Here is a 23,463-nt window from a genome sequence, read left to right as displayed (position 1 = left end):
TTCCAGTGCCGAAATTTTCCGCCAATCTTTCTTTCCTCTATCAGGATCTTTCCTTCCTGGACCGCTTCGCCGCCGCCGCAAAGGACGGTTTTGGCGCGCTCGAATATCTCGGCCCCTATGCCGAACCGAAGGAAAAGGTCGCCGATGCGCTCCAGGCAAACGGCCTGAAACAGGCGCTCTTCAATGTGCCTTCGGGTGATTGGGCCGGTGGCGAGCGCGGCATTGCCTGCCTGCCGAACCGTATAGGGGAATTCCGCAATGGAGTCTCACTGGCGCTCGACTACGCCAAGGCGCTCGCCTGCCCGCAGGTCAACGTCATCTCCGGCCTCGTGCCTGATGGTGCCGATCTCGAAACTCTGGAAAAGATGCTGGTCGAAAATCTGAAGTATGCCGCCGAACGCACGGCCGATGCCGGCGTGAAGCTGCTGATCGAACCGATCAATCTGCGCGATATTCCCGGCTTCTTCCTGTCGAACACCGATCACGCCGAGCGCATTCTCGAAAAGGTCGGCTCCGACAATCTCTACATCCAGTATGATTTCTACCACATGCAGATCATGCAGGGCGACCTGATCCCGACCTTCATCCGGCTGAAGGACAAGATCGCCCATGTGCAGATCGCCGACAATCCCGGCCGCAACGAACCCGGCACGGGCGAGATCAACTACACCTTCATCCTCTCCGAACTCGACCGCCTCGGCTACGACGGTTGGGTCGGCTGCGAATACAAGCCGAAGGCCGGTACCAGCGAAGGGCTCGGCTGGATGAAACCCTATCGGAAGTGAGCGTAACATGAATATCGGTTTTATCGGACTGGGCGTCATGGGCCGCCCGATGGCGGAACACCTGATTGATGCCGGCCACACGCTGCATCTGAGCCGCGTGAAGGAGGCCTCCCAGCATCTCGTCAGCAAGGGCGGCAAGGCCGCTCATAGCGCCAAGGCTGTCGCCGAAGCCTCAGACATCATCATTCTGATGCTGCCGGATACGCCTGATGTCGAAGCGGTTCTCTTCCGCGAAGATGGCGTGGCCTCCGGCCTGTCCGCCGGCAAGCTGATTGTCGACATGAGCTCGATTTCCCCTGTCGCCACTCAGGATTTTGCTAAACGCATCGAAGCGCTCGGCTGCGACTATCTCGATGCGCCCGTCTCCGGCGGCGAGGTCGGCGCCAAGGCCGCCTCGCTGACAATCATGATCGGCGGCAAGGAGCAGGCTTTCGAGCGCGCCCGGCCGCTTTTCGAAAAGATGGGCAGAAACATCACGCTGGTCGGCGGTGTCGGTGACGGCCAGACGGCCAAGGTCGCCAACCAGATCATCGTCGGTCTCACCATTGAGGCCGTCTCAGAAGCCCTGCTCTTTACCAAACGCGCCGGCGCCGATCCCGCCAAGGTGCGCGCTGCCCTGATGGGTGGTTTTGCCGCCTCCCGGATTCTCGAAGTCCATGGCGAGCGCATGGTCAAGGAAACCTTCGACCCCGGCTTCCGCATCCGCTTGCACCGCAAGGATATAACGCTTGCCGTCGATGCCGCCCGCGCGCTCGATCTTTCGCTGCCGAACACGGCCTCCACCCAACAACTCATGAATGCCGCGATCGCTAATGGCGACGGTGAACGCGACCATTCCGCCCTTATCCGCACGCTTGAGCTCCTCGCCGGAGGGCCGCGCTAGATCACGACCACCTAGAACACCCGGACCACATCTTCGATTGCCTCCTGCCGGAGCCTTTTCTCCGGACGGCGAAGCCATGTCCGGACATCGATAGAGAAGGACAGCACAATGCTCAGAAACGATATCCAATTCCCTTTCGGCGCCGTCTATTTCCGCAAATCCAATCCGCCGCGCGACGATTGGGAACGCGACTACACAACCGCCAGCGAAGACGGCCTCAACATCTTCCGCCACTGGTTCATGTGGAGCGCGATCGAAGTGGCCCCCGGCGTCTACGACTGGGAAGAGTATGATCGCCAGCTCGATCTCGCCGCCAGGAACGGTATCAAGACCGTTATCGCCGAACTCATCCATGCCGTGCCGGACTGGGCGGTGCGCAAATATGCCGATGCACTGCAGGTCAATGCCGACGGCACCAAGCTCGGCTCTTATATGGGCGTCTCGGCCGCAACCGGCGGCTTTTCCAATAATGGCGGTGGCGCCGGTGCGCTGACGCTGAATTGCCCGGAGGTGAAGGAAGCAGCCGGCAAGTTCCTCACCGCGCTCGCCACCCGCTATAAGGACCATCCGGCGATCTACGGCTACGACGTCTGGAACGAGGTCAATTATTCCGCCGATGTCGACTACAGCAGCTATGCAAAGGCCGCCTTCCGCAAGTGGCTGGAGAAGAAATACGGCGGCCTGAAAGTTCTCGCCAAAGCCTGGCACCGCTACAGCTATGCCGAATGGGAGGATATCGAGCCGCCGGTCCATATGGCGCCCTACCCTGAATGCATCGACTGGCTGCAGTTCAAGCGCGACAATTTCTATGACCAAATGCAGTGGCGCATTGATACGATCCGCGCGGTCGATCAGAAGAATGTCATCGCCGCTCACGGCATTTCTGGCGCAATCCCGAACATGGCCGCCAATGGCTGCGATGACTGGCTCGCCGCCTCCAAGGTTGAAATCTACGGCTTCACCTGGATCCAGGCCCGCAAAGGCACCGAACCCTGGAAGACCTGGTACGGCGTCGATATCAACCGCGCCGCCGCCCGCGGCAAGCCCTTCTGGCACGCAGAGCGTCAGGGCGGTCCGCTCTGGCTGCAGCCGCAAGTGATTGGCCGCGACAAGGAAGACGGCCGTGTCGCCGAGCCCGAGGATATCCGCATCTGGAGCATGACCTCCTTTGCCGGCGGCGCGCGTGGTGTGCTGAACCTGCGCTGGCGCCCGTTGCTCGATGGCCCGCTCTTCGGTGCCTTTGGCGCCTATGGTATGGACGGCAGCCGCACGCCGCGCTCCGACATGCAGAGCGCCATGGCGAAATGGGCGAACGACCCTGCGCAAAAGGCACTCTGGGACGCGAAGCCGGTGCGAGGCGAGGTCGGCATTCTCGTGGTCCCCGAAACGCAGGAATGGGATTACCTGCTGAACTACGACCGCAAGGAAAAGCCTTATCCGGAAGCCATGTGGGGCGCCTACCGCGCCTTCCTCGGCCAGGGATTGCAACCGGACTGGGTGCATATCGATGATATCGATGCCTACAACTTCCTCTATTTCCCTTACCCGATTATGTTCACCGCCGAGCAGGCGGCGCGCCTGAAAGCCTGGGTAGAAAAGGGCGGCACGCTGATTGCCGAAGCCTGCCCCGGTTACTTCGGTGACCGCGGCCATGTCGGCCAAGTGCAGCCGAATATGGGGCTCGACGAGGTCTTCGGTGCGCGTGAGGAAGAAGTGGAATTCATGCCCGATATCGGCGACCGCATCCACTTCAAGTTCGATGATACGGCTGTTGACGGTGGCGGTCTCCTCCAGTCCTACCGCCTGACCGGCGGCACCGGCCGCGGCACTTTCGATGGCGGCCGTCTAGCCGTCGTCGAAAACCGCTTCGGCAAGGGCCGCACCCTGCTGATCGGCACCAACCCCTCGGTCGCCTTCTACCGCACCGACGGCAAGGCCAATGCCGCCTTCTTCGCCGAATTGGTGAAATGGAGCGGCAGGACCCGTCATGTGACGCTATCCAACGACGCGGTCTTCGCCCGCATCCACAAGGGCGAGAAGGGCAGCTTCCTCTGGCTGGTCAACCCGACGCGCAAGGCGCAGACGACAACAGTCAGCCTTGCCGAAGGAAAACTCTCCGGCAGCAAGCCCGCCTGGCCAGTGGAATACGGCTACGATGTAAATCGTATTGAGGTGCCGGCCCGAGACGTACTGATCCTGCCGCTCGCGTAACTAGCGGGCGGCGAGCTGCTCGACCCAACCGCCTTCCGAAAGCGCGGTTCGGTCGAGTTGGCTCTCGATGCGGCCGGCCTGCATCAGCACGGCACGGTCGCACATATGCGCGACAACGCCGGGATCGTGGCTGACGAGCACGAAGGTCATGCCATGCGAGGCCTTCAGGTCGTTCAGCAGGTTCAGGATCTCAGCCTGAACCGAAACATCGAGCGCCGAGGTCGGCTCATCGAGCAAAAGCAGCTTCGGCTTCAGAAGCAGAGCGCGAGCAATTGCCACGCGCTGCCGCTGCCCGCCGGAGAGCTGATGCGGATAGCGCCCCGCTGCGGCGGCCGGCAGGCCAACCTGATCAAGCGCGATGCGCACTTCTTCCTCGACATGGCGGGTGCCACGCAGCGACAAGGGCTCGCCAAGAATGCGAGAGATCCGATGGCGCGGATGCAACGAAGAATAGGGATCCTGAAACACCATTTGAATGTTGGATCGCAAGGCCCCGGTGATCTTGTGCTCCGGCCGCAATGCCTCATCGAAAACCGTGATGGAGCCCTGCCAATTGGTATTCAGTCCGGCAACGGCACGCAGCACCGTCGTCTTGCCACAGCCGGAGGGACCGATCAGCCCGAATGTCTCTCCAGGCGCAACCGCGAAGCTTACGCTACGCACGGCAGTGAAACCCTTGCTGCTGCCCTGGAAACTCACCGAGAGATCGGAAACGGCAAGTGCGCTCATGCCTCGTCTCCGTAAACCGGCAGGCGTGTTCCGTAGGTCGCGGCAGACGGCCGAGCCACCCAGAGTGCCCGCGTATAATCCGATTTTGCATTGGCAAGATCGACCGATGCCATTTGCTCCTCGATCCTTCCGTGACGCATGACCATGACGCGGTTGGCATAGCGAGAGACCTGCTGCAGGTCATGGCTGATGAGCAATAGTCCCATGCCGAGTTCTTCGGTAAGCGACCGCAGCAGCGTGAGAATCTGGTCCTGCAGGCCGCGATCGAGCGCCGAGGTGGGTTCATCGGCGATGAGTAACTTCGGTTGGTTAATCAGCATGGCCGCGATCATTGCGCGCTGTCCCATGCCGCCGGAAAGGGCAGCTGGATAACTCGAATAAACCCGCTTTGGATCGAGCAGCCCAACCTTATCCAGCATGTCGAGCGCCCGCTCGCGCCGCTCGGCGGCAGAAAGCTCCGTGTGCAGAAGCAACGCCTCTTCCACTTGCCGACCAACCTTATGCGCAGGGTTCAGCGAATATTTCGGATCTTGCAGGATCAAGCCAAGGCCGCTGCCGCGCAGTCTGTTCCAGCCGGAGGCAGAAAGCGTCATCAGCTCCTGCCCATCGAAGACGAGACGTCTTGCGCGCGCTTCCGCCCGGCGCGGCAACAAACCCATGATCGCTCGCCCCGTCATCGACTTGCCAGAGCCGGATTCGCCAACGAGCGCCACGACCTCACGCCCGACCGAAAAGGAGATACCGTCGACGACGCGCACGGGCCCAGTCTCTGATGGAAAGGCGATCGACAGATCCTCGACAGAAAGCAGCGGCTCAGTCATTACGCGGATCCAGAATATCGCGCAGGCCGTCGGCCAGAAGATTGAAGGCGAAGGAGGTAATCAGAATGGCAAAGCCGGGTACAGCCGCCACCCACCACTGATCGAAAATCACCTGCGTTCCCTCAGAGACCATCGAGCCCCATTCCGCCGTGGGTGGACGAACACCAAGCCCCAGGAAACCAAGACCAGCGGCAGCAAGGATGATGCCCGAGAGATCAAGCGCCAGACGGATGATCGCTGAAGGCAGCACCAGCGGCAGGATATGCCCCCAGAGCAGCCGCACGCCGCGAATGCCGACCATCTCGGCAGCCGCAAGATAATCGCTGCGCTGCAGCGCCGCCGTCTCGACGCGCGCCTGCCGGGCATAGGCTGGCCAGCTTGTCAGCGCCAGTGCCAGCGCGCCATTGATCAATCCCGGCCCCATGATGGCGACGAAAGCGAAAGCGAGCAGCAAGCGTGGGAAGGACATGACGATATCGGTGAGCCGCATCAGCAGGCGCTCAGTGATGCCGCCGAAGAACCCCGAGAGGATGCCGACGAGAATGCCGAGCGGCGCCATCAGTAGCATCACGACAAGCACGAGCAGCAGCGTCGGCCGCGCACCGTAGATGATCCGCGACAGAATATCCCGCCCGAAGCCATCCGTGCCGAGCCAGTGCGCAGCACTCGGCGGCATCAGTCGATTGGCAGTTTCCTGCAGGTTCGGATCATAGGGCGCAATCAAGGGTGCCAGCAGGGCAAGCGCCAAAATGACGAGAACCACTGCGCTGCCCGCCGCGGCCGAGGGAGAATGGAGTACGCGCCGCAGGAATGATGGCCCGCCGAGCGGCGCCTGGACGATCACGCTCATCGCTTCTTCCCCGCTTCCAGCCGTGCCACGCCGAGATCAGTCAGCGCGTTGAGAAGCACGAAGGAGGCACCGACGACGAGCGTGGCCCCGAGGATTGCCGGCATGTCGCCGGCAAACATCGCCGTCGTCAGGTAGCGGCCGATGCCCGGCCATGCAAATACCGTCTCAGTCAAGACAGCACCTTCCAACAGGCTGGCATAGGAAAGCGCAATCACGGTAAGCAGCGTGCCGGAGACATTCGGCAGGATATGAACGAAGACGATGCGGCCAAGACTCGCGCCCTTGGCCCGCGCGGTCGTCACATATTCCTGCCCAAGCTCGGTCAGGATCGCAGCGCGCGTCAGCCGCGAAATCGCAGCGAGCGCATGGAAGGCAAGTACGATCGCCGGTAGCGCCAGATGCGCCATCGCATCGCGGAAAGCTCCCGCCTTGCCGGAGATCCACGTATCGATCAGCGCAAAGCCGGTGACGGATTTGACGGTATATTGAAACACGACATCGGCCCTACCCGGTCCCGGTGCCCAATGCAGGTGTGCATAAAACAGGAGCAGCATCAACAGGCCGAGCCAGAAAATCGGCACGGAATAGCCGAAGAGCGAAACGAAACGTGCAAGACCGTCAAGCCATGTCCCCTGCCGCATGGCGGCTGCAATGCCGAGCGCAAGCCCGATGCCCGCGCCAAGGATGATCGCCGCTGTCGCAAGCTCGATGGTTGCTGGAAAGGTGCGGGAAATATCCTTTGCCACAGGCTGGCCGGTCGAGATGGACTGACCGAAATTGCCGGATAGAGCGGTCTCGACATAGCGGAAAAACTGCACCGGCAGCGGCTGATCCAGCCCAAGCTCCAGTCGTGCCTGCTCATAGGTGGACTGGCTGGCATGATCGCCGACGAGCTGCAGTGCCGGATCGATCGGCGAAAGCCGCGTCATCGCAAAGGTGACCAGCGCCAGCCCGAAGAGCGTCAGCACAAATGACCACAGCCATTTCGAAAGCGGCCAGACGAACGACAACTCCCGCCAGCTGTTGCGCTGGCGGGAGTTGCTCATGTCGGCTTTATCGATCGTTGCCGGTTGCGGCACTTATTTTGCTACCTTGTCATAATAGACCTGGTCCGCATTGAGACCTTGGGCATAGTTCTTCACCTTGTCGCTTAGCACGACCTGGTCATTGCCTTGAAGCATGAAAACGAAGGGCGAGCTTGCCTGGATCTTCTTCTGCAGATCCTGATAGAGCGAGGCCCGCTTGGCGGCATCCTGCTCCTTGACGGCTGAAAGCGTCTCGTCTGTCAGTTCAGGGATCACCCAGCCGGCCTGCTTCGCAACGGTGTTGGCCGAGTTGTCCTTGTTGATGGCGAAGGCGCTGGCATTGGAGTGAGCGTCGAAATAATCCGGGATCCAGTAGCGCAGCGTCATTTCGAACTTGCCAGCGCGGCCGCGCGCATAGATGTCGCTCGCCACGCCCGGCTGGATGTCGAGCGTGATGCCGGCCTGGGCGAAGGTAGACTGCAGCGACTGAGCGATCGACAGGAATGGCTGGTCGTTGAAGACGATGAATTCGATCTTGAACGGCGTCTTGATACCGCCATCGGCGAGGATCTTTTTGGCCTTCTCGACATCGAGCTTGAAGGGTGTGTCGCTGAGCGCGCCGGGGAAACCGTTCGGCAGGAAGGCCTGGTGAACGCTGCTCTGGCCACGCAGCAGGTTCTTTGTGATGCCGTCATAATCGACGAGATAACGTGCCGCTTCCCAGAAAGCCGGGTTGCCGAGCGTCGGGTTCGCCTTGCTGTTCAGCAGGATATAGTCCTGCCGGGCCGAGGGAACGGAGAGCACCTTGATACCGCTCTTGTCCTTCAGCGCTTCGATCTGATCGGCAGACAGGCCACGAGCGATATCGGCATCGCCCTGCTCGACGAGCAAGCGGCGGGCGCCGACGTCAGGCACGTTGCGGATGATGACACTTTCGAGGGTTGGCTTGTCGGAGGAATTCGCATTGGCCTGCAGCACCAGCGCTTCATGCGGCGTGTAGGTGGCGATCGTGTAGGCGCCGCTGCCGGCTGAATTGGTCTTCAGCCAGCCATTGCCGAAATCATTGTCCTTGGACTGCGCCGAAACTGTCTCTTCATCGACGATGGAGGCGATCGGCGCCGTCAGGATCGACAGCGCGAAGCCGGAGCCGACGTCGGCCGTCCAGGTGAGCTTGACGTGCTTGTCGTCTACCTTGGTGATGCCAGCATCGACGTTCTCGGCCTTCCAGCCGAGTTCGTTGAGGATGAAAGCCGGCGATTTGTTGAGCTTCACCGCGCGCGTCAGCGAGAAGATCACGTCCTCAGGGCGAACCGGATTGCCGGAGGCGAACTTGGCATCGGCAAGCGTAAAGGTCAGGCTTTTGCCATCGCTGCCGGCCTCCCAGGAAGCTGCAAGTGCCGGCTCGATCTTCGTGCCGTCGTCGCGATTGGACTGCACCAGACGCTGATAAAGGTTGTTGAACGACTGAACGGTGGTCAACTCGAAGCCTTCGGCGGGGTCGAAGCTGACGGCATCGTCGATCGACTGGGCAACGACGAGTACGTTCGGCGGCGTTTCAGCGTGAACGGCCGGCGCGCTGAAAGCCAGCGCCAGGCTGAAAACGGTGCCGAGCAGCTTGGCACGGCTGGTGATGATGGACATGGAAAACTCCCCTCGGGTGATGAAACTTCAGTTAGCGCCTTCGGCAAAAGCCTCAAGCTCGGGATCGAAATCGACCTCGATGACATTATTGAAAACGGCAGTGGCAATCATGATGCCCGCAAAGGCGACGAGATCGACGAGCACCTTGGTGTCGTAGCGCGCCTTCAATTCGGGCCAGAGATCGGCAGGAATGGCATTGGAATCGACGACGATGGCTGTGCCGAAACGTTTAAGCAGAGATTCGGTCTCGCTCAGTTCCAGGGCATCTGGGTTAAAGCCGCTATTGATGAGCGCCCGGCGGAAGAAGGTGATGGCGATATCGGACTTCAACGCCTTGGAGATCGAATGCGAGAAGATCCAGATCTCGCGATCGTTAACGGCGGGGTTGAGTTCAGCCCGCAATGTGAACCATTCGGCGTAGATACGGTGCGCTGCCGGCGAATGCAGCAATGTCCGTTTCATATTGGTCATGCGGCCACGAACACGCATTTCCTCATCGTGCGCAACCCGAATCTCTTCGGAAGCGGTATCGTAATCGATCTGCGGAAGCTGGCTCATGCGGGTTGCTCTTTCTTTGTGCGATAGGAGGCTAGCGAGGTGGCAAGATATTGTGCAGTCCATATTCATCCAGCTTTTCAGCCTTTTGACGAAAAATATTCCGCCTGCCGGGACACCGCACAAACGAACTTTTCCCCACAGATATATCAGCATTTCGTATTCGACATTCTTGACATCAGCGCGCACAAACGACACGATGAAACCGGTTTCAATCGTACATAGGGAGTGATCGTGCGGTTCGACCTTTCGATCCTCTTGCCCCATCTGGGCTTTCTTGGTCAAGGCGCTCTGCTGACGGCGGAAGCCTGCGTGCTGGCATTGATCGGAAGCGTCGTCATGGGCGCCTTCGTCGCCATTGCCCGTACCTCTTCATCTGCCCTTCTGCGCAGGATTTCCTTCGTCTACGTCGATATCTTCCGCAACGTCCCCTTCATCGTGCAGCTGTTCTTCTTCTATTACGGCCTGCCCGAGATTGGCATCTATATCGATGCCTTCACGACGGGTGTCGTGGCATTATCGATTGCCGGCGGCGCCTATGCGTCCGACGTGATCCGTGCCGGCATTCTAGCGATCGATCCGGGCATCATCGAAGCCGCCGAAGTGAGCGGCCTGTCGCGCAGGGTGACCTTCACCAAGATCGTGCTGCCGATCGCGCTCAGAACCTCGGTTCGTCCGCTTGGCTCCGTGCTGATCAACATGATTCTCACATCGTCGATCCTTTCGACCATCACGCTCAACGAGCTGACCGGCTCGGCGCAGATCGTCGTTTCGCAGACCTACCGGCCCTTTGAGGTCTATGTCGTGCTGCTCGTCGTCTATGCTCTTCTGACCTATCTCGTCTCGCTCGGCATCGCCTTCCTCCATCGCCGCCTGAATCGCGACATGATGGAGGCCGTTGCCTGATGCGCTTTTCCGATTTCACGCCTTTCGATATCTGGTTGCTGCTGCAGGGTCTCGGCGTCAGCCTCGGCCTGTTTTTCTCGACGTCGCTGATCGGCCTCTTGATCGGCACATCATGGGCAATCTGCCGCTTCTACCGCGTACCGGTACTGACCTCGATCATCACCTTCTTTGCCGAACTCCTGAAGAACTCGCCCGTGCTGGTGCAGCTCTTCCTCGTCTTCTTCGGCCTGCCCGGCCTCTTCCATATCCGCATCACGCCGACGACGGCCGCGACCATCACGCTCTCGGCCAATACGGCAGCCTTCGTCTATGTCATCGCGGTCTCGGCAATCGAATCCATCGGCCGCGACCAGATCGAGGCAGCCCGTGTCTTCGGCCTCACCCGCTGGCAGGTGCTGCGCCATGTCGTGGCGCCGCAGGCCATGGCCTTCGCCATCGGCCCGATGACGGCACTGCTCGTCAACCAGCTGCAGGTGACCTCGCTGATCTCGGTCATTGGCGTCGTCGATCTCACCAAGATCGGCAACATCTTAAACCTGCGTACGCTAAAACCCTTCATCGTCTGGACGGTAGTCGGCCTGCTCTATTACGTCTGCGCCAAGCTGCTCGCATGGCTCGGCGCCCGCTTCGAAAACCGCCTCAGAGCGCATGCCGCCTGGAGAGGGCTCTGATATGCTCAAAGTAGAAAATGTCAAAAAGGCCTTCGGTCCGGTTACCGTTCTCGACGGCGTCAACCTCACCATCAATCCCGGCGAGGTCGTCTCCATTCTCGGCTCCTCCGGCTCCGGCAAATCGACGCTGATCCGCTGCATCAACGGCTTGGAGAAGTTGAACGGCGGCCACATCACCGTCGATGATTTTGACGTTGGCAAGCCGAAAGAACTGGCCGAAGCCCGCAAACGCTCGGCCACCGTCTTCCAGCTCTTCAATCTCTACCCACATATGACGGTGCTCGGAAACATCACACTGGCGCCGATCGAGGTGCTGAAGAAACCGCGCGCCGAAGCCGAAACCACGGCCCGCGCGCTGCTGAAATCCGTAGGCCTTGGTGACCGTGCGGATGCCTATCCCGCCCAGCTTTCCGGCGGCCAGCGCCAGCGCGTCGGCATCTGCCGCGCGCTCGCCATGCAGCCGCGCTATCTGCTGCTCGATGAAGTGACCAGCGCGCTCGATCCGGAGATGGCGGCCGAAGTGCTGGCGATCCTCGCCAAGCTTGCGGCCGAGGGCACCACCATGCTCTTCGTCACCCACGAGATCGAATTCGCGCGGCAGATTTCCAACCGCATCGTGTTCCTCGACAAGGGCAAGCTGCTCGTCGATCTACCGACTGCGGATTTCTTCGCCGCCGAAGGCGGCATGGCTAACCCGCGTATCGCCCAGTTCCTGTCCAAAATGCGTAAAGATTAGAGGTATTCATGCTGCTCTTGGCCAATAAAGAAGCCTGGCCCGGTTTCCCGACGACGGTGCAGATGCTCCGCGAGGGCGCCATCAGCCTCGACGCCATGGTCGCCGGCATCAGCAAGGTGGAAAGCGAAGTCCAGGTGCGCAGCGTCGGTTACGGCGGCTGGCCGAATATGCTAGGCAACATGGAGCTCGACGCTGCCGTCATGGATGGCAATACCCGTGATGTCGGCACCGTCGGCGCCGTTCCGAACACCCTGCCGGTCGCCCGTCTCGCCCATGAAGTGATGAAGCGGCTGCCGCATGTGATGCTGACCGGCGACGGAGCCCGACGCTTCGCCAGTGAAATCGGGTTCTCCGAAGATGACGTGCTTTTCGAAGACAGCAAGCGCGTGTGGTGGGAAAGGCTGGAAAAGGAACTGTCGCCGGAAGAACTGGCGAAATTTCCCGATATTCCGCTGGCGCCGCTGAGCCGCGCCATCACCGACCCCGAGCGCGTGCGTGATACCACAGTCTTCCTCTCCGCTGACCGGACGCGCGGCATTCACGCAGCAACATCGACGTCGGGCTGGGCGTGGAAATATCCGGGCCGCCTCGGTGACAGCCCCATTCCTGGGGCCGGCTTCTATGCCGATAGCCGTTATGGCGCGGCCGCCTGCACCCATACCGGCGAGATGACCATGCGCTGTTCGACCGCACGCACCGTCGTCCTGGCGCTCAAATTCGGCTATTCGCTCTCCGACGCCGTCAAGCTGGCTGTCGAGGAGCTCAGGGAACTATCCTCCGGTTTCCTGGCTGGCGTGGTCATCCATGCCGTCGATGCCAAGGGGAACCACGAGGTCGTGAATTTCAGATGCGAGGGCGAGATCCGCTACTGGCTCTGGGAGGACTCGATGCCCGAACCGGAACTCCGGGCAGCGAAACAGGCATAATCAAGAGAGGGAAATGGAACCATGAAACGCATTCTCACAGCCATTGCCGCGCTGGCCGTCGTTGCCGGCTCTGCGCTTCCATCCTTTGCCGGCATGATCGACGACATCCGCTCGCGCGGCGTCGTACGCATCGGTGTATCGCTCGGCGGTGAGCCGATCGGTTTCCGCGACGCGCAGAACAATCCGGTCGGTTATGATGTCGATGTTGCCAACCGTCTGGCTGAAAAACTCGGCGTACCGGTCGAGTTCACCGACGTCTCGGGTGACGCCCGCATCTCCATGCTCGTCTCCGGCCAGATCGACGTGGCGATCGCCAATACCTCGGCCACGCTCGAGCGCGCCAAGGTCGTCAACTTCTCGATCCCCTATAACCGCGCCGGCCTGCGCGTCATCGTCCAGAAAGACGCCGGCATCAAGGAATTGAAGGATCTCGCAGGCAAGAAGGTCGTCGTCGGCCGCGGCACAACGGGTGAAACCTTCCTGAAGTCGTCCGTTCCAAATGCACAGCTCGTCTATGTCGACCAGTTTGCCCCCGATGGCGTCTTGCAGCTTCAGCAGAAACGCGTCGATGCCGCGATCGAGGATTCCTCGCTGCTCGACTACCTAGCCACCAAGAACCCGACGCTGGTCACCCTGGCTGGCCTCTATTCGAACGACCCGATCGGCATTGCCGTTGCCAAGGGCGATCCGGAATTCGTTCGCTGGCTCGACATGTTCGTCTCCGACTACATCCAGTCGGGCGCCTACGAAGCCAATTACAAGAAGTGGTGGGGTGCCGAAGCCAACCCGCCGGCTCTGAATCCGCAGTGGTAAGGTGATCTGACAGGCCGCCTCAGGGCGGCCTGTTTGTTATCAGGAGGTCAGGCGGGGAAAAAAGGTCGTCGGCACGATGACCGGCGGTTGGCCGGACCGGAAATCGCTGGGATTGGCGATGAAATCCACCATCTGCTCCACATAGGCGCCCTTGTCGTAGCCGATCGAGGAGATCGGATACGCATCGAAATCGGTGAGCGACAGATTGTCGAAGCCGTAGAGCCGGAAGCGCGTTGGCCGGTTGCCGGGAAAATCGGCCCGGCAGACATCGAGAATGCCCATGGCCATCGCATCCGACGTGCAGAAGATCGCATCCGGGCAATCCGCACCCGTCAGTACTGCCGCGGCCGCATGGCCGCTCTCATAGGAATAGTCGCCTTGCACCGTGCGCACCAGTTCTATGCCGTTCTTCGCGAAGGCCCGCTTGTAGGAGGCGATGCGCGCCTGCTCCATCGGCGAGGACGAACGTCCGGTGACAAGCCCCGCCCGCTTCACGCCCTTTGCCGCCGCATCGGCCACGGCCTCGGCGATGCCGCTGTCTTCATCGGGAATGACGACGGGCGAGAGATCGTCATGAAGACCGTTCAGCATGACGACGAGATCAGAGCGGAACATGCGCCGGACCGTGGGTGCATCCGCAAAATCGGAAAAGACCAGCGCCGCATCGACATGATAGGCGACACCATTGCGCAGGAATTCCTCGACGCGGGCGACCGAACCGATGCGGATCATGATGACCTGCTTGCCGATCGACTGGATCTGATCCAGCAGCCTGTCGAAAAGGTCGAGGTCGGAGAGATCATGGATATGGTTGACCACGACGGCGACGAGGTTGACTGTCTTGGTCGTCAGGCTCTGCGCCAGGAGATTCGGCTTGTAGCCAAGCTGGGCGGCCGCCTCGACTACGCGTTCGCGCTTGTCGGCAGAAACTGGCCGCGGCTCGTTGGACAGCGCCCGGCTGGCAACCGCGCGCGACACCCCGGCCAGCCGTGCAACATCGGCAATTGTCGGAGCGGCATCGCGGCCATTGTTCTGTGTCATATTCGAGCACTTCCCAACCTGTCATGGCGTGATAGCGCAGAGAAGCGCATCTTCGCTATCGGAAACTTGCAATCATCCACTTTCCTGGCACTGAAACCGGTGCCAACGCCACTTTTCGACTCGATGCCAGTTTGAATGGAGGAACCGCATGGCAATCACCCTCTCACCCGTAGCCCTGCCCGATTTCGGACCAATCGCCGCCGAACAACCACAGACCCCAGCACGAACCTATGACGCCCGCGCCGATGCCGCGCTGAAGGCCGCCGGAACCGACTGGCTCGTCGTCTACGCCGACCGCGAGCACTTCGGCAACATCATGTTCCTCTCCGGCTTCGAGCCGCGCTTCGAGGAAGCCTTGCTGTTGCTGGGTCCCAAGGGAAAGCGGGTGATCATTACCGGCAATGAATCCGAGAGCTATACGGTGCTTGCCCGCCTGCCAAGCATAGAGGTGCTGCGCGCCCAGACCTTCAGTCTGATGGGTCAAGACAGAACGCAGAACCCACGCCTTGCCGACCGTCTCAGGGATGCCGGCGTCGGTAAAGGCGACAGCATCGGCCTCGTTGGCTGGAAATATCTGTCGGCGGAAGAGGACGAAGACCACGCAAACTGCTTCTTCGTGCCGGATTTCATCGTCTCCGTCCTGCGGCGCCTCGCCGGTAGCGTCACTGATGCAACGTCTGTCCTGATGCATCCGGAAAACGGATTGCGCTCGGTCGTCGATGTCGATCAACTCGCCGCCTTCGAATGGGCCTCCGTCCGCTGCTCGCGCGCGCTCTGGCGCGTCGTCTCAGGCGTTCGCGAAGGCGACAGTGAATTCGAAGCGCTCGGCCGGCTCGGCTACGAAGGCGATCCACTGAATGTCCACACCATGTTCGCCTCCGTCAGTAAGGGCGAAAGCATCGTTGGCCTGCGCAGCCCGACGGCGCGAAGGATGAAGAAGGGCGACGGCGTCACGACAGCACTCGGTTACTGGGGTGCCCTCTCCTCTCGCGCCGGCCTGCTGACCGATCATGACGAGGTCTTCCTCAAACCCGCCAAGGCCTATTTCGAAGCTTTGATCACATGGTACGAGACGGCCGATATTGGCACGACCGGAGGCGATCTCTTCACCGCGGTCACCGAGAAACTGAAATCCGCCGGCCTGAATTCGGCCCTCAACCCCGGCCATCTCGGCAGCCATGAGGAATGGCTGCATTCGCCTACCCGCCCGGGCTCGACCGAACGCCTGCGCTCCGGCATGCCCTTCCAGGTGGATGTCATTCCGGTGCCGATGCCCGCCGGCTGGGCGCTGAACTGCGAGGATACGATTGCCTTTGCCGATGCCGATCTACGCGATGCCATCCGCACTCGCTATCCGGAAATGCATGCCCGCGTCATCGCCCGCCGCGCCTTTATGGCGAACAAGCTCGGCGTTGCTCTGAAAGACAGCATCCTGCCGCTTTCGGATGCGCCACTCTATCTGCCGCCATTCTGGCTGAGAGCAAACCATGTGCTGATTCGCGAATGATGATAACGGACCGGCAGCCCTTGGCCGCCGGTCTCGCCTTGCTTAGATTGCCCTCAAAGCAGGAGAAGCGGCATGGGCGACGATCACGACCACAAGCACATCGACTGGCGCGAACACGGCGTCAAAGTCATCCCCGGCAATGCGCTCGATCCAAATACGGCCCAGACGCCGGGCATGAACCGCGCGACCGCGATCAACAATGCACGCGCGGGCGCCGAGAAGATCTGGGCCGGCACGGTGACGATCCATGCCAATGCCAAGACCGGCGCTCATCATCACGGCGATCTCGAAAGCATCATCTATGTGGTGAAGGGCAAGGCCCGCATGCGCTGGGGCGAAAAGCTCGAATTCACTGCCGAAGCCGGCCCCGGCGACTTCATCTATGTGCCGCCCTTCGTGCCGCATCAGGAAATCAATGCCAGCCGCGATGAGACGCTGGAATGCGTGCTCGTGCGCTCAGGCCAGGAACCTGTCGTCGTGAATCTCGATATTGAACCGGCCGAGAAGCCAGAAAACGTGCCGTGGATCGACCCGATTCACCGGCATTAAGCGTAGGTTTTCAGGCTGCGGCGAGGATCATCGCCGCGCCCTTCTCGGCCACCATCATCGTCGGCGCATTGATATTGCCTGCCGTGATGTTGGGGAAGACCGAGGCATCGACGATCCTGAGCCCGCTGATGCCGTGCACCTTCAGGGAAGCATCGACGACGGATGTCGTCTCATCCGGCCCCATCGCAGCCGATCCGCAAAGATGATAGATCGAACCGGAATTGCCCCGGAAATAAGTCAGCAATTCCTCGTCGGTCCGAGCCTCTGCCGAAGGCGGCATCTCCATTTTGGTAATGGCCCGGAGCGCCGGCGCTTCCATGATCCGCCGCACAAGCCTGCTGCCCTGGATCACCTCTTCCTCGTCATGGACGGTGCCGAGGTAGTTCGGCCGGATCTGTGGCGCATCCGTAAGTTCGGGAGAGACGATGTTGATCGAACCGCGGCTTGTCGGCCGGCAGGAATTGAAGGCCAGCAGGAAGCCCGAATAGGGCTCCGGCTTCAGCCCTGCCTTCGGATCCGTCGGGATGCGATAGGAAAGCGGGTTGAAATAGAGCTGGATATTCGGCCGCTTTTCCTCCGGGCTCCCACGCAGGAAGGCACCTGCCTGGTTGACACTAAGCGCCAGCGGCCCCCGTCGTGTCAGGATATAACGCAAGGCCTGCCGCGCCTGCCCGAAGATCGTGCCGAGTTCGTCATTCAGCGTCGGTACGGTGGAACGATAATAGAAGCTGGCGCAAAGATGATCCTGCAGGTTTTTGCCGACCGCCGGCAGATGCCGGATGAGCGGAATCCCGAGGGATTGCAGATGCGCACCGTCGCCGATACCCGAAAGCTGCAACAGCTTCGGCGTATCGACCGCACCGGCCGAGAGGATCACTTCATTCCGCGCCGAATAGCTGGTGATGCCGCCCGGTCCGATCACCTCGACACCGGTTGCGCGGGCTTCCGCATCAACGAGAACGCGGCGCACACGGCTATGGCGCAGGATCGCCAGATTGGGGCGCCCAAGTGCCGGGCGCAGATAGGCGAGCGACGAAGAAGAGCGCACACCGTTCCTCGTATTGATGTCGTATATGCCGGCGCCTTCGATGCTCTCGCCGTTGAAATCCCCATTCAGCGGCAGCTGCAACTCGGCGCAGGCCTCCAGAAAGCGGTCGGTGATCGCATGCGACTGGCCACGCATCGGTGTGACGTGGATCGGCCCGGCGCCGCCATGATACTTACTCTCGCCGCCCGCATGGGTCTCCAGCTTGCGGAAGAAGGGCAGTACGTCTTCATAGCCCCAGCCGAGATTCCCGGCCGCCTTCCAGTCGTCGAAATCGTCAGCCGCGCCGCGCACGAAGATCATCGCATTGATGGAACCCGAACCGCCCTGAACCTTGCCGCGCGGCGCATAGATCCGCCGGCCGTTGAGTGCGACCTCCGGTTCGCTCCAGTACATCCAGTTGACCTTTGGATCGTAGTAGGAGCGCGCATAGCCCACCGGGATGCGAAACCACGGCGAATTGTCATTGCCGCCGGCTTCGATCAGCAGCACGTTGTGCCTGCCGCTCTCGCTGAGGCGCGCGGCCAGAATGCAGCCGGCCGAACCGGCGCCGACGATGATATAGTCGTATGTTGTCATCTTCGTTCTCAGCCGCGGGCCGGCGCGAAAGCCTTCACATCGGCGGGCTTGTCATCCATTTGCAGATGCAATCGCTGCCCCGCGTAAGGCGAGTGTTTGACCACGACATCGAGATTGAGCTCCACGCCCAGTCCCGGTTCGTCTGACGGGATCAGGTAGCCATCTTCGAAACGCAGCGGCGTCTTGAGGATTTCGGCATAGAAGCCCGAGAAATCGACGATTGCCTCGTGAATCAGGAAATTCGGTGAGGAAGCGGCCAACTGAATGCTGGCCGCAGCGCCGATAGGACCATTGTAGAGATGGGGCGCGATCTGCGCATAATGAGCCTCTGCCATGCCGGCGATCTTCTTGGATTCCAGAATGCCGCCGGCGCGCGCGACGTTCATCTGCAGAATCGAGGCTGCACCGGTTTCCAGCACGCGTTGGAATTCGTATTTCGTCGTCAGTCTCTCGCCGGTCGAAATCGGGATCGAGGTCTTGCGGGCGACTTCCGCCATCGCCTCTTCCTGGTCGGGCGGCACCGGCTCCTCGAACCAGAGCGGATCATATTTCTCGAGCCGCTGCGCCAGCCGGATCGCTGATGACGGCACCATCTGACCATGCGTGCCAAACAGCAGATCGGCACTGCTTCCGACAGCTTTGCGAATCTTGGCGCAGAATTCCTCGCAGCGGTCCATGACACCGAGTGAAACCTGATGGCCGGAATAAGCCGTATAGGGGCCGGCCGGGTCGAACTTGACGGCGGTAAAGCCCATCTCGACCATCTTCACCGCGCATTCGGCGGCAAGATCCGGATCGTTATAGTCATATTCGCCGGCGGCGTTCTTCGGATAGAGATAGGTATAGGCGCGCAGCTTCTCGTGCACGCGCCCGCCGATCAGCTTGTGCACCGGCTTGCCGGCCGCCTTGCCGATAATATCCCAGCAGGCGATCTCCAGGCCCGAGACGATGCCCATCATCGTTGGGTCCGGGCGCTGGGTGAACCCGCTCGAATAGGCAAGCCGCCAGAAGCGCTCAATATCATGCGGATCATGGCCGAGCAGATAGCGCTGGAAAACATCCTCGATCAGCGGCACGAGCGCCTGCGGATGAAAGGCGGTCGAATAGATCTCCCCGACGCCCTCGATACCGTCGGCCGTCGTCAGCCGCACGAAGATCCAGTACATGCCGCCGATATGCGGTGGCGGAACGGCGACGACATGGGTGGAAAGCGATGCGATCTGCATGGTTGTGATCCTCAATGCTTGAGTATGACGAGGCGCGTCTGGGTGAATTCGAGCATGCCATGTTTGCCATCGTCGCCGCCGAGGCCGGAGCGCTTCCAACCGGCGTGATAGCCCTGATAGGGATCGGCCGGGAAACGGTTGACGTAGAATTCGCCAGCCTCGATTACGTCGGAAAAGCGCATGATCGTGCGGTGATTGTTGGTGAAAAGCACTGAACTCAGACCGAACTGGTGATCGTTGGCGAGCGCCAGCGCCTCCTCCGTCGTTTCGTAGGCAACGACAGGCAGAACTGGCCCGAAAATCTCTTCGGTGATGATTTCCATCTCCTGACGGCAATTGGAAAGCAGCGTCGGCGGATAGAAGAAGCCAGGCCCTTCAGGCAGGATGCCCCCGGCTTCGATGCGCGCACCCTGCTCCACGGCCTTCAGGACGGCCTTGTGCACATTGGTCTGCGCGGACTTGGTAGCGAGCGGCCCGACGCGGGACGCATCCACTGATCGGTCGCCGAAGGTGCGTGCGGCAAAGCCAGCCTTCAGCTTGGCAAGCAGCGCGTCATGGATGGAACGATGCACATAGACACGCTCCGGTGCGGTGCAGAGCTGGCCGCAATGATTGGTCTTGGCGGCGACGAGCTGCGCGGCAACGGCATCGAGATCGGCGTCCGGCTCGATGATGACGGGTGTTTTGCCACCGAGCTCCAACGAGGGCTTGGCAATGTTCGCCTTGCAATAGTCGAGTACGACGCGGCCAGCCTGCAGACTGCCGGTCAGGGTGATCATCCCGATCTTCGGATGGGTGCAGAGTGCCGCCGCAACCTCATGCGACATGGTGAGGATGTTGACCAGCCCGGCGGGCAGACCCGCCTCGACCACGGCTTCGGCGATCTCGAAAGCAGAAGTGGGCGTCGAATTGCTGGGACGCACAACCACGGCATTACCGGCGATCAGTGCCGGCGCGATCTTGCGCACAAGCGTGTAGATCGGAAAGTTGAAGGGAATCAGGCAGGCGATGACGCCGATTGCCTCACGCTTCAGAAGCAGCGTCTCATTGGTATTGTCGCTCGGGATGATTTCGCCCTCGATGCGGCGCGCCCATTCGGCATGATAGCGCATCAGATCGGCGCCATAGATCGCCTCGCCCGTCGCATCGGCAAGGCTCTTACCGGATTCCAGTGCCAGCGCTGCACCGATCTTTTCCGCCCGCTGCTCGATAACCGCAGCGAACTTGCGCAGGGCCTCGCCACGGGCAATGGCTGGCAGCGCCCGCCATTCCTTCTGCGCCTTCGCTGCCGCTTCGACGGCCTCGGCGGCTTCTTCGGTCGTTGCCGACGGTACCTTGGCGAATTGGGTTTCCGTTGCAGGATTGAGCACCGGCACCAGCGTGCCAGAAGACCGGAATTCTCCGGCGATGAAATTGCGATATTCCGTCATGACGGTATCCTCAGTGCAATAGCAAACCACGCGCATGCCGGCCTCTGCCGGCCATGCGTTGAAACGAAACAGGTGCCGTCGCCCGGAAGCGGCGGCTAGAACGTGCTGCGGCCCGGCGCCGCGTCGAGAAGTGTTCTCGTATAGGGATGCGTCGGCGCCTGCAGCACCTGGGCCGCACTGCCGCGCTCGACGATTTCACCCTTCTGCATCACCACGATCTCGTCGCTGATCTGGGCAGCGACGCGCAGGTCGTGGGTAATAAAGACGATGGCGAGCTGCAGCTTCTCCTGCAGTTCGCGAAGCAGTTTCAGAACCTGCGCCTGTACCGACACGTCGAGCGCCGAAACGCTCTCATCCGCGATCAGCACATCCGGCCGCATGGCAAGCGCGCGGGCAATGCCGATGCGCTGACGCTGCCCGCCGGAGAAAGCCGACGGCTTGCGCCAATAGGCGCTCTTCTGCAGGCCGACGAGATCGAGCAGCTCTTCTGCACGGCGGCGCGCTTCGCCAGCCTCGATACCGGCAAGCCGGGCGGAGCGAGCAATCATCGGCCCGACGCGGCGGCGTGGATTGAGCGAACCGAACGGATCCTGGAAAATCATCTGGATCGACCGGCGGCGCGCCCGCAACGGCGCCGGCGAAAGGCCGAGAAGATCAGCACCCGCGACTTCCACCCGACCGCTCTTCGGCTCGATCAGCCGGATCATCGCCTTGGCAAGAGTCGACTTGCCACAACCGGATTCGCCGACGATGGAAACCACACGACCCGGCAACAGGCTGAGTTCCACATGCTTCAAGACCTGCACATTGCCGTAGGAATGCTGGAGATCGTGCACTGCAAGCACCGGCTCCTCGCCGCTCTGCGCCGCCGGACGGCCATGCGGCGTCAGGCTTGGAACGGCGGCGATCAGCTCCTTCGTATAGGGATGGTTCGGCGCCGTCAGCACCTGCTTCGCCTCGCCGATCTCAACGATCTCGCCATGGCGCATGACCGCCACGCGATCGGCAATATCGGCCACCACGCCGAAATCATGGGTGATGAAGACGATGCCGTGACCATGTACGTCGCGCAGTTCACGCACCAGCTTCAGCACCTGCGCCTGCGTCGTCACGTCGAGCGCCGTCGTCGGCTCGTCGGCGATCAGCACGCGTGGGTTCATCGCAAGCGCCATGGCGATGACGACACGCTGGCACTGACCGCCGGAAAGCTCATGCGGATAGGCTTGCAGGATGCGATCGGGGTTCGGCAGATGCATGGATTCGAGCAGCGCACGGGCGCGCCTCCTGCGCTCGGCGGCATCAAAATCCGAATGCAGCTCGAAGACTTCCTCGATCTGCGCCGAAACCGTCATCGCCGGATTGAGCGAAGCGATCGGCTCCTGAAAGATCATCGCGATATCACTGCCTCTGATAGCGCGGAACGCCCGCTCGGAGAGGCGGACGAGGTCGGTATCGCCGAGCACGACCTTGCCGCCGGTAACCTTCAGCCCCTCGGCCACGGCGCCCATGAGTGCGCTCGATAGCACCGACTTGCCCGAACCGGACTCGCCCACGATGCAGAGGATCTCCCGCGGCTTCAGATCGAAGCTCGCGCCCTTCACGGCGAAGGGCCGATCGGCGCCCTTCGGCAGCGCGACGCTCAGATTTTCGACCCGAAGGATCGGCTGGCTTTCGTTGCTGCTCATGCGCGCCTCCCTTGCGCTTCCGAGACTTCCCGCAATCCGTCCGCCAGCAGGCTCAAGCCCAGCATCAGCGACGAGATCGCAAGGCATGGAAAAATCACGAGATGCGGGAAGGCGATCGCCATGGCGCGGCCCTCATTCACCATTGTGCCCCAATCCGGCGTTGGTGGCGGCAGGCCGAGGCCGAGAAAGCCGAGCGTGCCGATGGTGATGGCCGTGTAGCCAAGGCGCAGGCAGAAGTCGACTGCAAGCGGCCCGCTGGCATTGGGCAGAATATCGAAGAGCATGATGCGCCAGGTGCTTTCGCCCTGCGTCACCGCCGCCGCTACATAGTCGCGGCTGGCGACATCGATGGTAATGCCACGCACGATACGGAAGATCGCCGGCGCGCTGCCGAAGGTGACGGCAAGCACGATGTTGAAGGGCGATGAGCCGACTACGACGATGATGACGATATAGAGCACCAGCACCGGAAAGGAGAGCACTACATTGGCGATGTAGGACAGCAGCGCATCGCCCCAACCGCGCCAGTAGCCGGCAATAAGCCCGAGCACCACGCCGACCACATAGGCCGTCATCGTCGCAAGTGTGGAGAACACCACGACCGTGCGCGCGCCGTAGATGAGGCGTGAGAGGATATCGCGGCCGAGCTTGTCTGTGCCAAGCCAGAATACATCACCCGAGGGGGCTACTGTGCCGGGCTTTGCGAGCGGCAGCAGGGTGCGGATCGGATCATAGGGTGCAAGGATAGGTGCGAAAATCGCCACCAGCAGCCACCCGATCGTCAGGAAACCGCCGATCAGGACGACCGGATTGGAAAAATAGGGTATTACAGCTTTCCGCATGGCGCCC

Annotated in this window: 22 protein-coding genes; 10 read left to right on the top strand and 12 right to left on the bottom strand. The window is 61.2% G+C overall.

Annotated features, from left to right (window positions below; translation table 11 throughout):
- Positions 1-5: 5 nt before the first annotated feature.
- From otnI to FHX08_RS00510, 3 genes are all read left to right on the top strand, one after another.
- Positions 6-785, top strand: coding sequence for a 2-oxo-tetronate isomerase (gene otnI, locus FHX08_RS00520; protein WP_132653336.1), 780 nt, complete (start codon positions 6-8; stop codon positions 783-785).
- A gap of 7 nt (positions 786-792) precedes the next feature.
- Positions 793-1,668 (top strand): 2-hydroxy-3-oxopropionate reductase, encoded by an 876-nt coding sequence (locus FHX08_RS00515; protein WP_132653335.1) that lies wholly within the window; start codon positions 793-795, stop codon positions 1,666-1,668.
- A 108-nt stretch (positions 1,669-1,776) separates the two neighbouring features.
- On the top strand, positions 1,777-3,879 hold the full coding sequence (locus tag FHX08_RS00510; RefSeq protein ID WP_132653334.1) for a beta-galactosidase: 2,103 nt from the start codon (positions 1,777-1,779) through the stop codon (positions 3,877-3,879).
- On the opposite strand, the gene FHX08_RS00505 is transcribed toward FHX08_RS00510, so the two are convergent.
- From FHX08_RS00505 to FHX08_RS00480, 6 genes are read right to left on the bottom strand one after another with little or no spacing between them, the layout of a single operon-like run.
- Positions 3,880-4,608, bottom strand: coding sequence for an ABC transporter ATP-binding protein (locus FHX08_RS00505; protein ID WP_132653333.1), 729 nt, complete (start codon positions 4,606-4,608; stop codon positions 3,880-3,882).
- Positions 4,605-5,429 (bottom strand): ATP-binding cassette domain-containing protein, encoded by an 825-nt coding sequence (locus FHX08_RS00500; protein ID WP_132653332.1) that lies wholly within the window; start codon positions 5,427-5,429, stop codon positions 4,605-4,607. The genes FHX08_RS00505 and FHX08_RS00500 overlap by 4 nt, the downstream gene beginning before the upstream one ends.
- Entirely contained in the window at positions 5,422-6,279 is an 858-nt protein-coding gene (locus FHX08_RS00495) for an ABC transporter permease (protein WP_132653331.1), read from the bottom strand. Before FHX08_RS00495 ends, FHX08_RS00500 begins: the two co-directional genes overlap by 8 nt.
- The gene (locus FHX08_RS00490) at positions 6,276-7,358 is read right to left on the bottom strand and encodes an ABC transporter permease (RefSeq protein ID WP_132653330.1); all 1,083 of its coding nucleotides are present in this window, start codon (positions 7,356-7,358) and stop codon (positions 6,276-6,278) included. The genes FHX08_RS00495 and FHX08_RS00490 overlap by 4 nt, the downstream gene beginning before the upstream one ends.
- On the bottom strand, positions 7,359-8,945 hold the full coding sequence (locus tag FHX08_RS00485; protein WP_132653329.1) for an ABC transporter substrate-binding protein: 1,587 nt from the start codon (positions 8,943-8,945) through the stop codon (positions 7,359-7,361).
- A gap of 27 nt (positions 8,946-8,972) precedes the next feature.
- Positions 8,973-9,503, bottom strand: coding sequence for a hypothetical protein (locus FHX08_RS00480; RefSeq protein ID WP_132653328.1), 531 nt, complete (start codon positions 9,501-9,503; stop codon positions 8,973-8,975).
- Between the two features lie 231 nt (positions 9,504-9,734).
- On the opposite strand from FHX08_RS00480, the gene FHX08_RS00475 reads away from it, so the two are divergent.
- Genes FHX08_RS00475 through FHX08_RS00455 form a run of 5 tightly spaced genes read left to right on the top strand, consistent with a single transcriptional unit; the run spans position 9,735 to position 13,552 of the window.
- On the top strand, positions 9,735-10,406 hold the full coding sequence (locus FHX08_RS00475; RefSeq protein WP_132653327.1) for an amino acid ABC transporter permease: 672 nt from the start codon (positions 9,735-9,737) through the stop codon (positions 10,404-10,406).
- A complete protein-coding gene (locus tag FHX08_RS00470) occupies positions 10,406-11,077 on the top strand; it encodes an amino acid ABC transporter permease (RefSeq protein WP_132653326.1) in 672 nt (223 codons plus the stop codon). The genes FHX08_RS00475 and FHX08_RS00470 overlap by 1 nt, the downstream gene beginning before the upstream one ends.
- A 1-nt stretch (position 11,078) precedes the next feature.
- On the top strand, positions 11,079-11,813 hold the full coding sequence (locus FHX08_RS00465; RefSeq protein ID WP_184326765.1) for an amino acid ABC transporter ATP-binding protein: 735 nt from the start codon (positions 11,079-11,081) through the stop codon (positions 11,811-11,813).
- Positions 11,814-11,821: 8 nt separating this feature from the next.
- Complete coding sequence (locus tag FHX08_RS00460) at positions 11,822-12,739, top strand: N(4)-(beta-N-acetylglucosaminyl)-L-asparaginase (RefSeq protein WP_132653324.1); 918 nt, start codon at positions 11,822-11,824, stop codon at positions 12,737-12,739.
- Positions 12,740-12,760: 21 nt separating this feature from the next.
- Positions 12,761-13,552: a transporter substrate-binding domain-containing protein gene (locus tag FHX08_RS00455; RefSeq protein ID WP_132653323.1), complete on the top strand. Its 792-nt coding sequence runs from the start codon at positions 12,761-12,763 to the stop codon at positions 13,550-13,552.
- 39 nt (positions 13,553-13,591) lie between these two features.
- Here FHX08_RS00455 and FHX08_RS00450 read toward each other — a convergent pair whose 3' ends face one another.
- The gene (locus tag FHX08_RS00450) at positions 13,592-14,593 is read right to left on the bottom strand and encodes a LacI family DNA-binding transcriptional regulator (RefSeq protein ID WP_132653322.1); all 1,002 of its coding nucleotides are present in this window, start codon (positions 14,591-14,593) and stop codon (positions 13,592-13,594) included.
- Between the two features lie 148 nt (positions 14,594-14,741).
- On the opposite strand from FHX08_RS00450, the gene FHX08_RS00445 reads away from it, so the two are divergent.
- Both FHX08_RS00445 and FHX08_RS00440 read left to right on the top strand, forming a co-directional pair.
- Positions 14,742-16,100, top strand: coding sequence for a M24 family metallopeptidase (locus FHX08_RS00445; protein WP_184326764.1), 1,359 nt, complete (start codon positions 14,742-14,744; stop codon positions 16,098-16,100).
- A 72-nt stretch (positions 16,101-16,172) separates the two neighbouring features.
- Positions 16,173-16,649, top strand: a complete 477-nt coding sequence (locus FHX08_RS00440) for a cupin domain-containing protein (protein WP_132653320.1) — start codon at positions 16,173-16,175, stop codon at positions 16,647-16,649.
- 10 nt (positions 16,650-16,659) lie between these two features.
- Here the strand turns inward: FHX08_RS00440 and FHX08_RS00435 are convergent, their stop codons facing one another.
- The 5 genes from FHX08_RS00435 to FHX08_RS00415 all read right to left on the bottom strand — a co-directional run bounded on the left by FHX08_RS00435 (position 16,660) and on the right by FHX08_RS00415 (position 23,456).
- Positions 16,660-18,273 (bottom strand): GMC family oxidoreductase, encoded by a 1,614-nt coding sequence (locus tag FHX08_RS00435; RefSeq protein ID WP_132653319.1) that lies wholly within the window; start codon positions 18,271-18,273, stop codon positions 16,660-16,662.
- Positions 18,274-18,281: 8 nt separating this feature from the next.
- Positions 18,282-19,499, bottom strand: coding sequence for a mandelate racemase/muconate lactonizing enzyme family protein (locus FHX08_RS00430; protein ID WP_132653318.1), 1,218 nt, complete (start codon positions 19,497-19,499; stop codon positions 18,282-18,284).
- An 11-nt stretch (positions 19,500-19,510) separates the two neighbouring features.
- A complete protein-coding gene (gene aldA / locus FHX08_RS00425) occupies positions 19,511-20,929 on the bottom strand; it encodes an aldehyde dehydrogenase (RefSeq protein WP_184326763.1) in 1,419 nt (472 codons plus the stop codon).
- A 95-nt stretch (positions 20,930-21,024) separates the two neighbouring features.
- Complete coding sequence (locus FHX08_RS00420) at positions 21,025-22,614, bottom strand: ABC transporter ATP-binding protein (protein ID WP_132653316.1); 1,590 nt, start codon at positions 22,612-22,614, stop codon at positions 21,025-21,027.
- The gene (locus tag FHX08_RS00415) at positions 22,611-23,456 is read right to left on the bottom strand and encodes an ABC transporter permease (protein ID WP_132653315.1); all 846 of its coding nucleotides are present in this window, start codon (positions 23,454-23,456) and stop codon (positions 22,611-22,613) included. The genes FHX08_RS00420 and FHX08_RS00415 overlap by 4 nt, the downstream gene beginning before the upstream one ends.
- Positions 23,457-23,463: the final 7 nt, after the last annotated feature.

The sequence above is a fragment of the Rhizobium sp. BK529 genome (assembly GCF_014194105.1).
GTDB lineage: Bacteria > Pseudomonadota > Alphaproteobacteria > Rhizobiales > Rhizobiaceae > Rhizobium.
Note: the sequence above shows the minus strand (reverse complement) of the source record. Positions and strands in the feature narration are given on the sequence as shown.

Coding starts and splice junctions, on each gene's coding strand:
- FHX08_RS00485 (WP_132653329.1), bottom strand. CDS start 8,945: ATGTCCATCATCACCAGCCGTGCCAAGCTGCTCGGCACCGTTTTCAGC.
- FHX08_RS00480 (WP_132653328.1), bottom strand. CDS start 9,503: ATGAGCCAGCTTCCGCAGATCGATTACGATACCGCTTCCGAAGAGATT.
- FHX08_RS00435 (WP_132653319.1), bottom strand. CDS start 18,273: ATGACAACATACGACTATATCATCGTCGGCGCCGGTTCGGCCGGCTGC.
- FHX08_RS00515 (WP_132653335.1), top strand. CDS start 793: ATGAATATCGGTTTTATCGGACTGGGCGTCATGGGCCGCCCGATGGCG.
- FHX08_RS00495 (WP_132653331.1), bottom strand. CDS start 6,279: ATGAGCGTGATCGTCCAGGCGCCGCTCGGCGGGCCATCATTCCTGCGG.
- aldA (WP_184326763.1), bottom strand. CDS start 20,929: ATGACGGAATATCGCAATTTCATCGCCGGAGAATTCCGGTCTTCTGGC.
- FHX08_RS00450 (WP_132653322.1), bottom strand. CDS start 14,593: ATGACACAGAACAATGGCCGCGATGCCGCTCCGACAATTGCCGATGTT.
- FHX08_RS00415 (WP_132653315.1), bottom strand. CDS start 23,456: ATGCGGAAAGCTGTAATACCCTATTTTTCCAATCCGGTCGTCCTGATC.
- FHX08_RS00465 (WP_184326765.1), top strand. CDS start 11,079: ATGCTCAAAGTAGAAAATGTCAAAAAGGCCTTCGGTCCGGTTACCGTT.
- FHX08_RS00510 (WP_132653334.1), top strand. CDS start 1,777: ATGCTCAGAAACGATATCCAATTCCCTTTCGGCGCCGTCTATTTCCGC.
- FHX08_RS00445 (WP_184326764.1), top strand. CDS start 14,742: ATGGCAATCACCCTCTCACCCGTAGCCCTGCCCGATTTCGGACCAATC.
- FHX08_RS00455 (WP_132653323.1), top strand. CDS start 12,761: ATGAAACGCATTCTCACAGCCATTGCCGCGCTGGCCGTCGTTGCCGGC.
- FHX08_RS00430 (WP_132653318.1), bottom strand. CDS start 19,499: ATGCAGATCGCATCGCTTTCCACCCATGTCGTCGCCGTTCCGCCACCG.
- FHX08_RS00500 (WP_132653332.1), bottom strand. CDS start 5,429: ATGACTGAGCCGCTGCTTTCTGTCGAGGATCTGTCGATCGCCTTTCCA.
- FHX08_RS00505 (WP_132653333.1), bottom strand. CDS start 4,608: ATGAGCGCACTTGCCGTTTCCGATCTCTCGGTGAGTTTCCAGGGCAGC.
- FHX08_RS00440 (WP_132653320.1), top strand. CDS start 16,173: ATGGGCGACGATCACGACCACAAGCACATCGACTGGCGCGAACACGGC.
- FHX08_RS00460 (WP_132653324.1), top strand. CDS start 11,822: ATGCTGCTCTTGGCCAATAAAGAAGCCTGGCCCGGTTTCCCGACGACG.
- FHX08_RS00420 (WP_132653316.1), bottom strand. CDS start 22,614: ATGAGCAGCAACGAAAGCCAGCCGATCCTTCGGGTCGAAAATCTGAGC.
- FHX08_RS00470 (WP_132653326.1), top strand. CDS start 10,406: ATGCGCTTTTCCGATTTCACGCCTTTCGATATCTGGTTGCTGCTGCAG.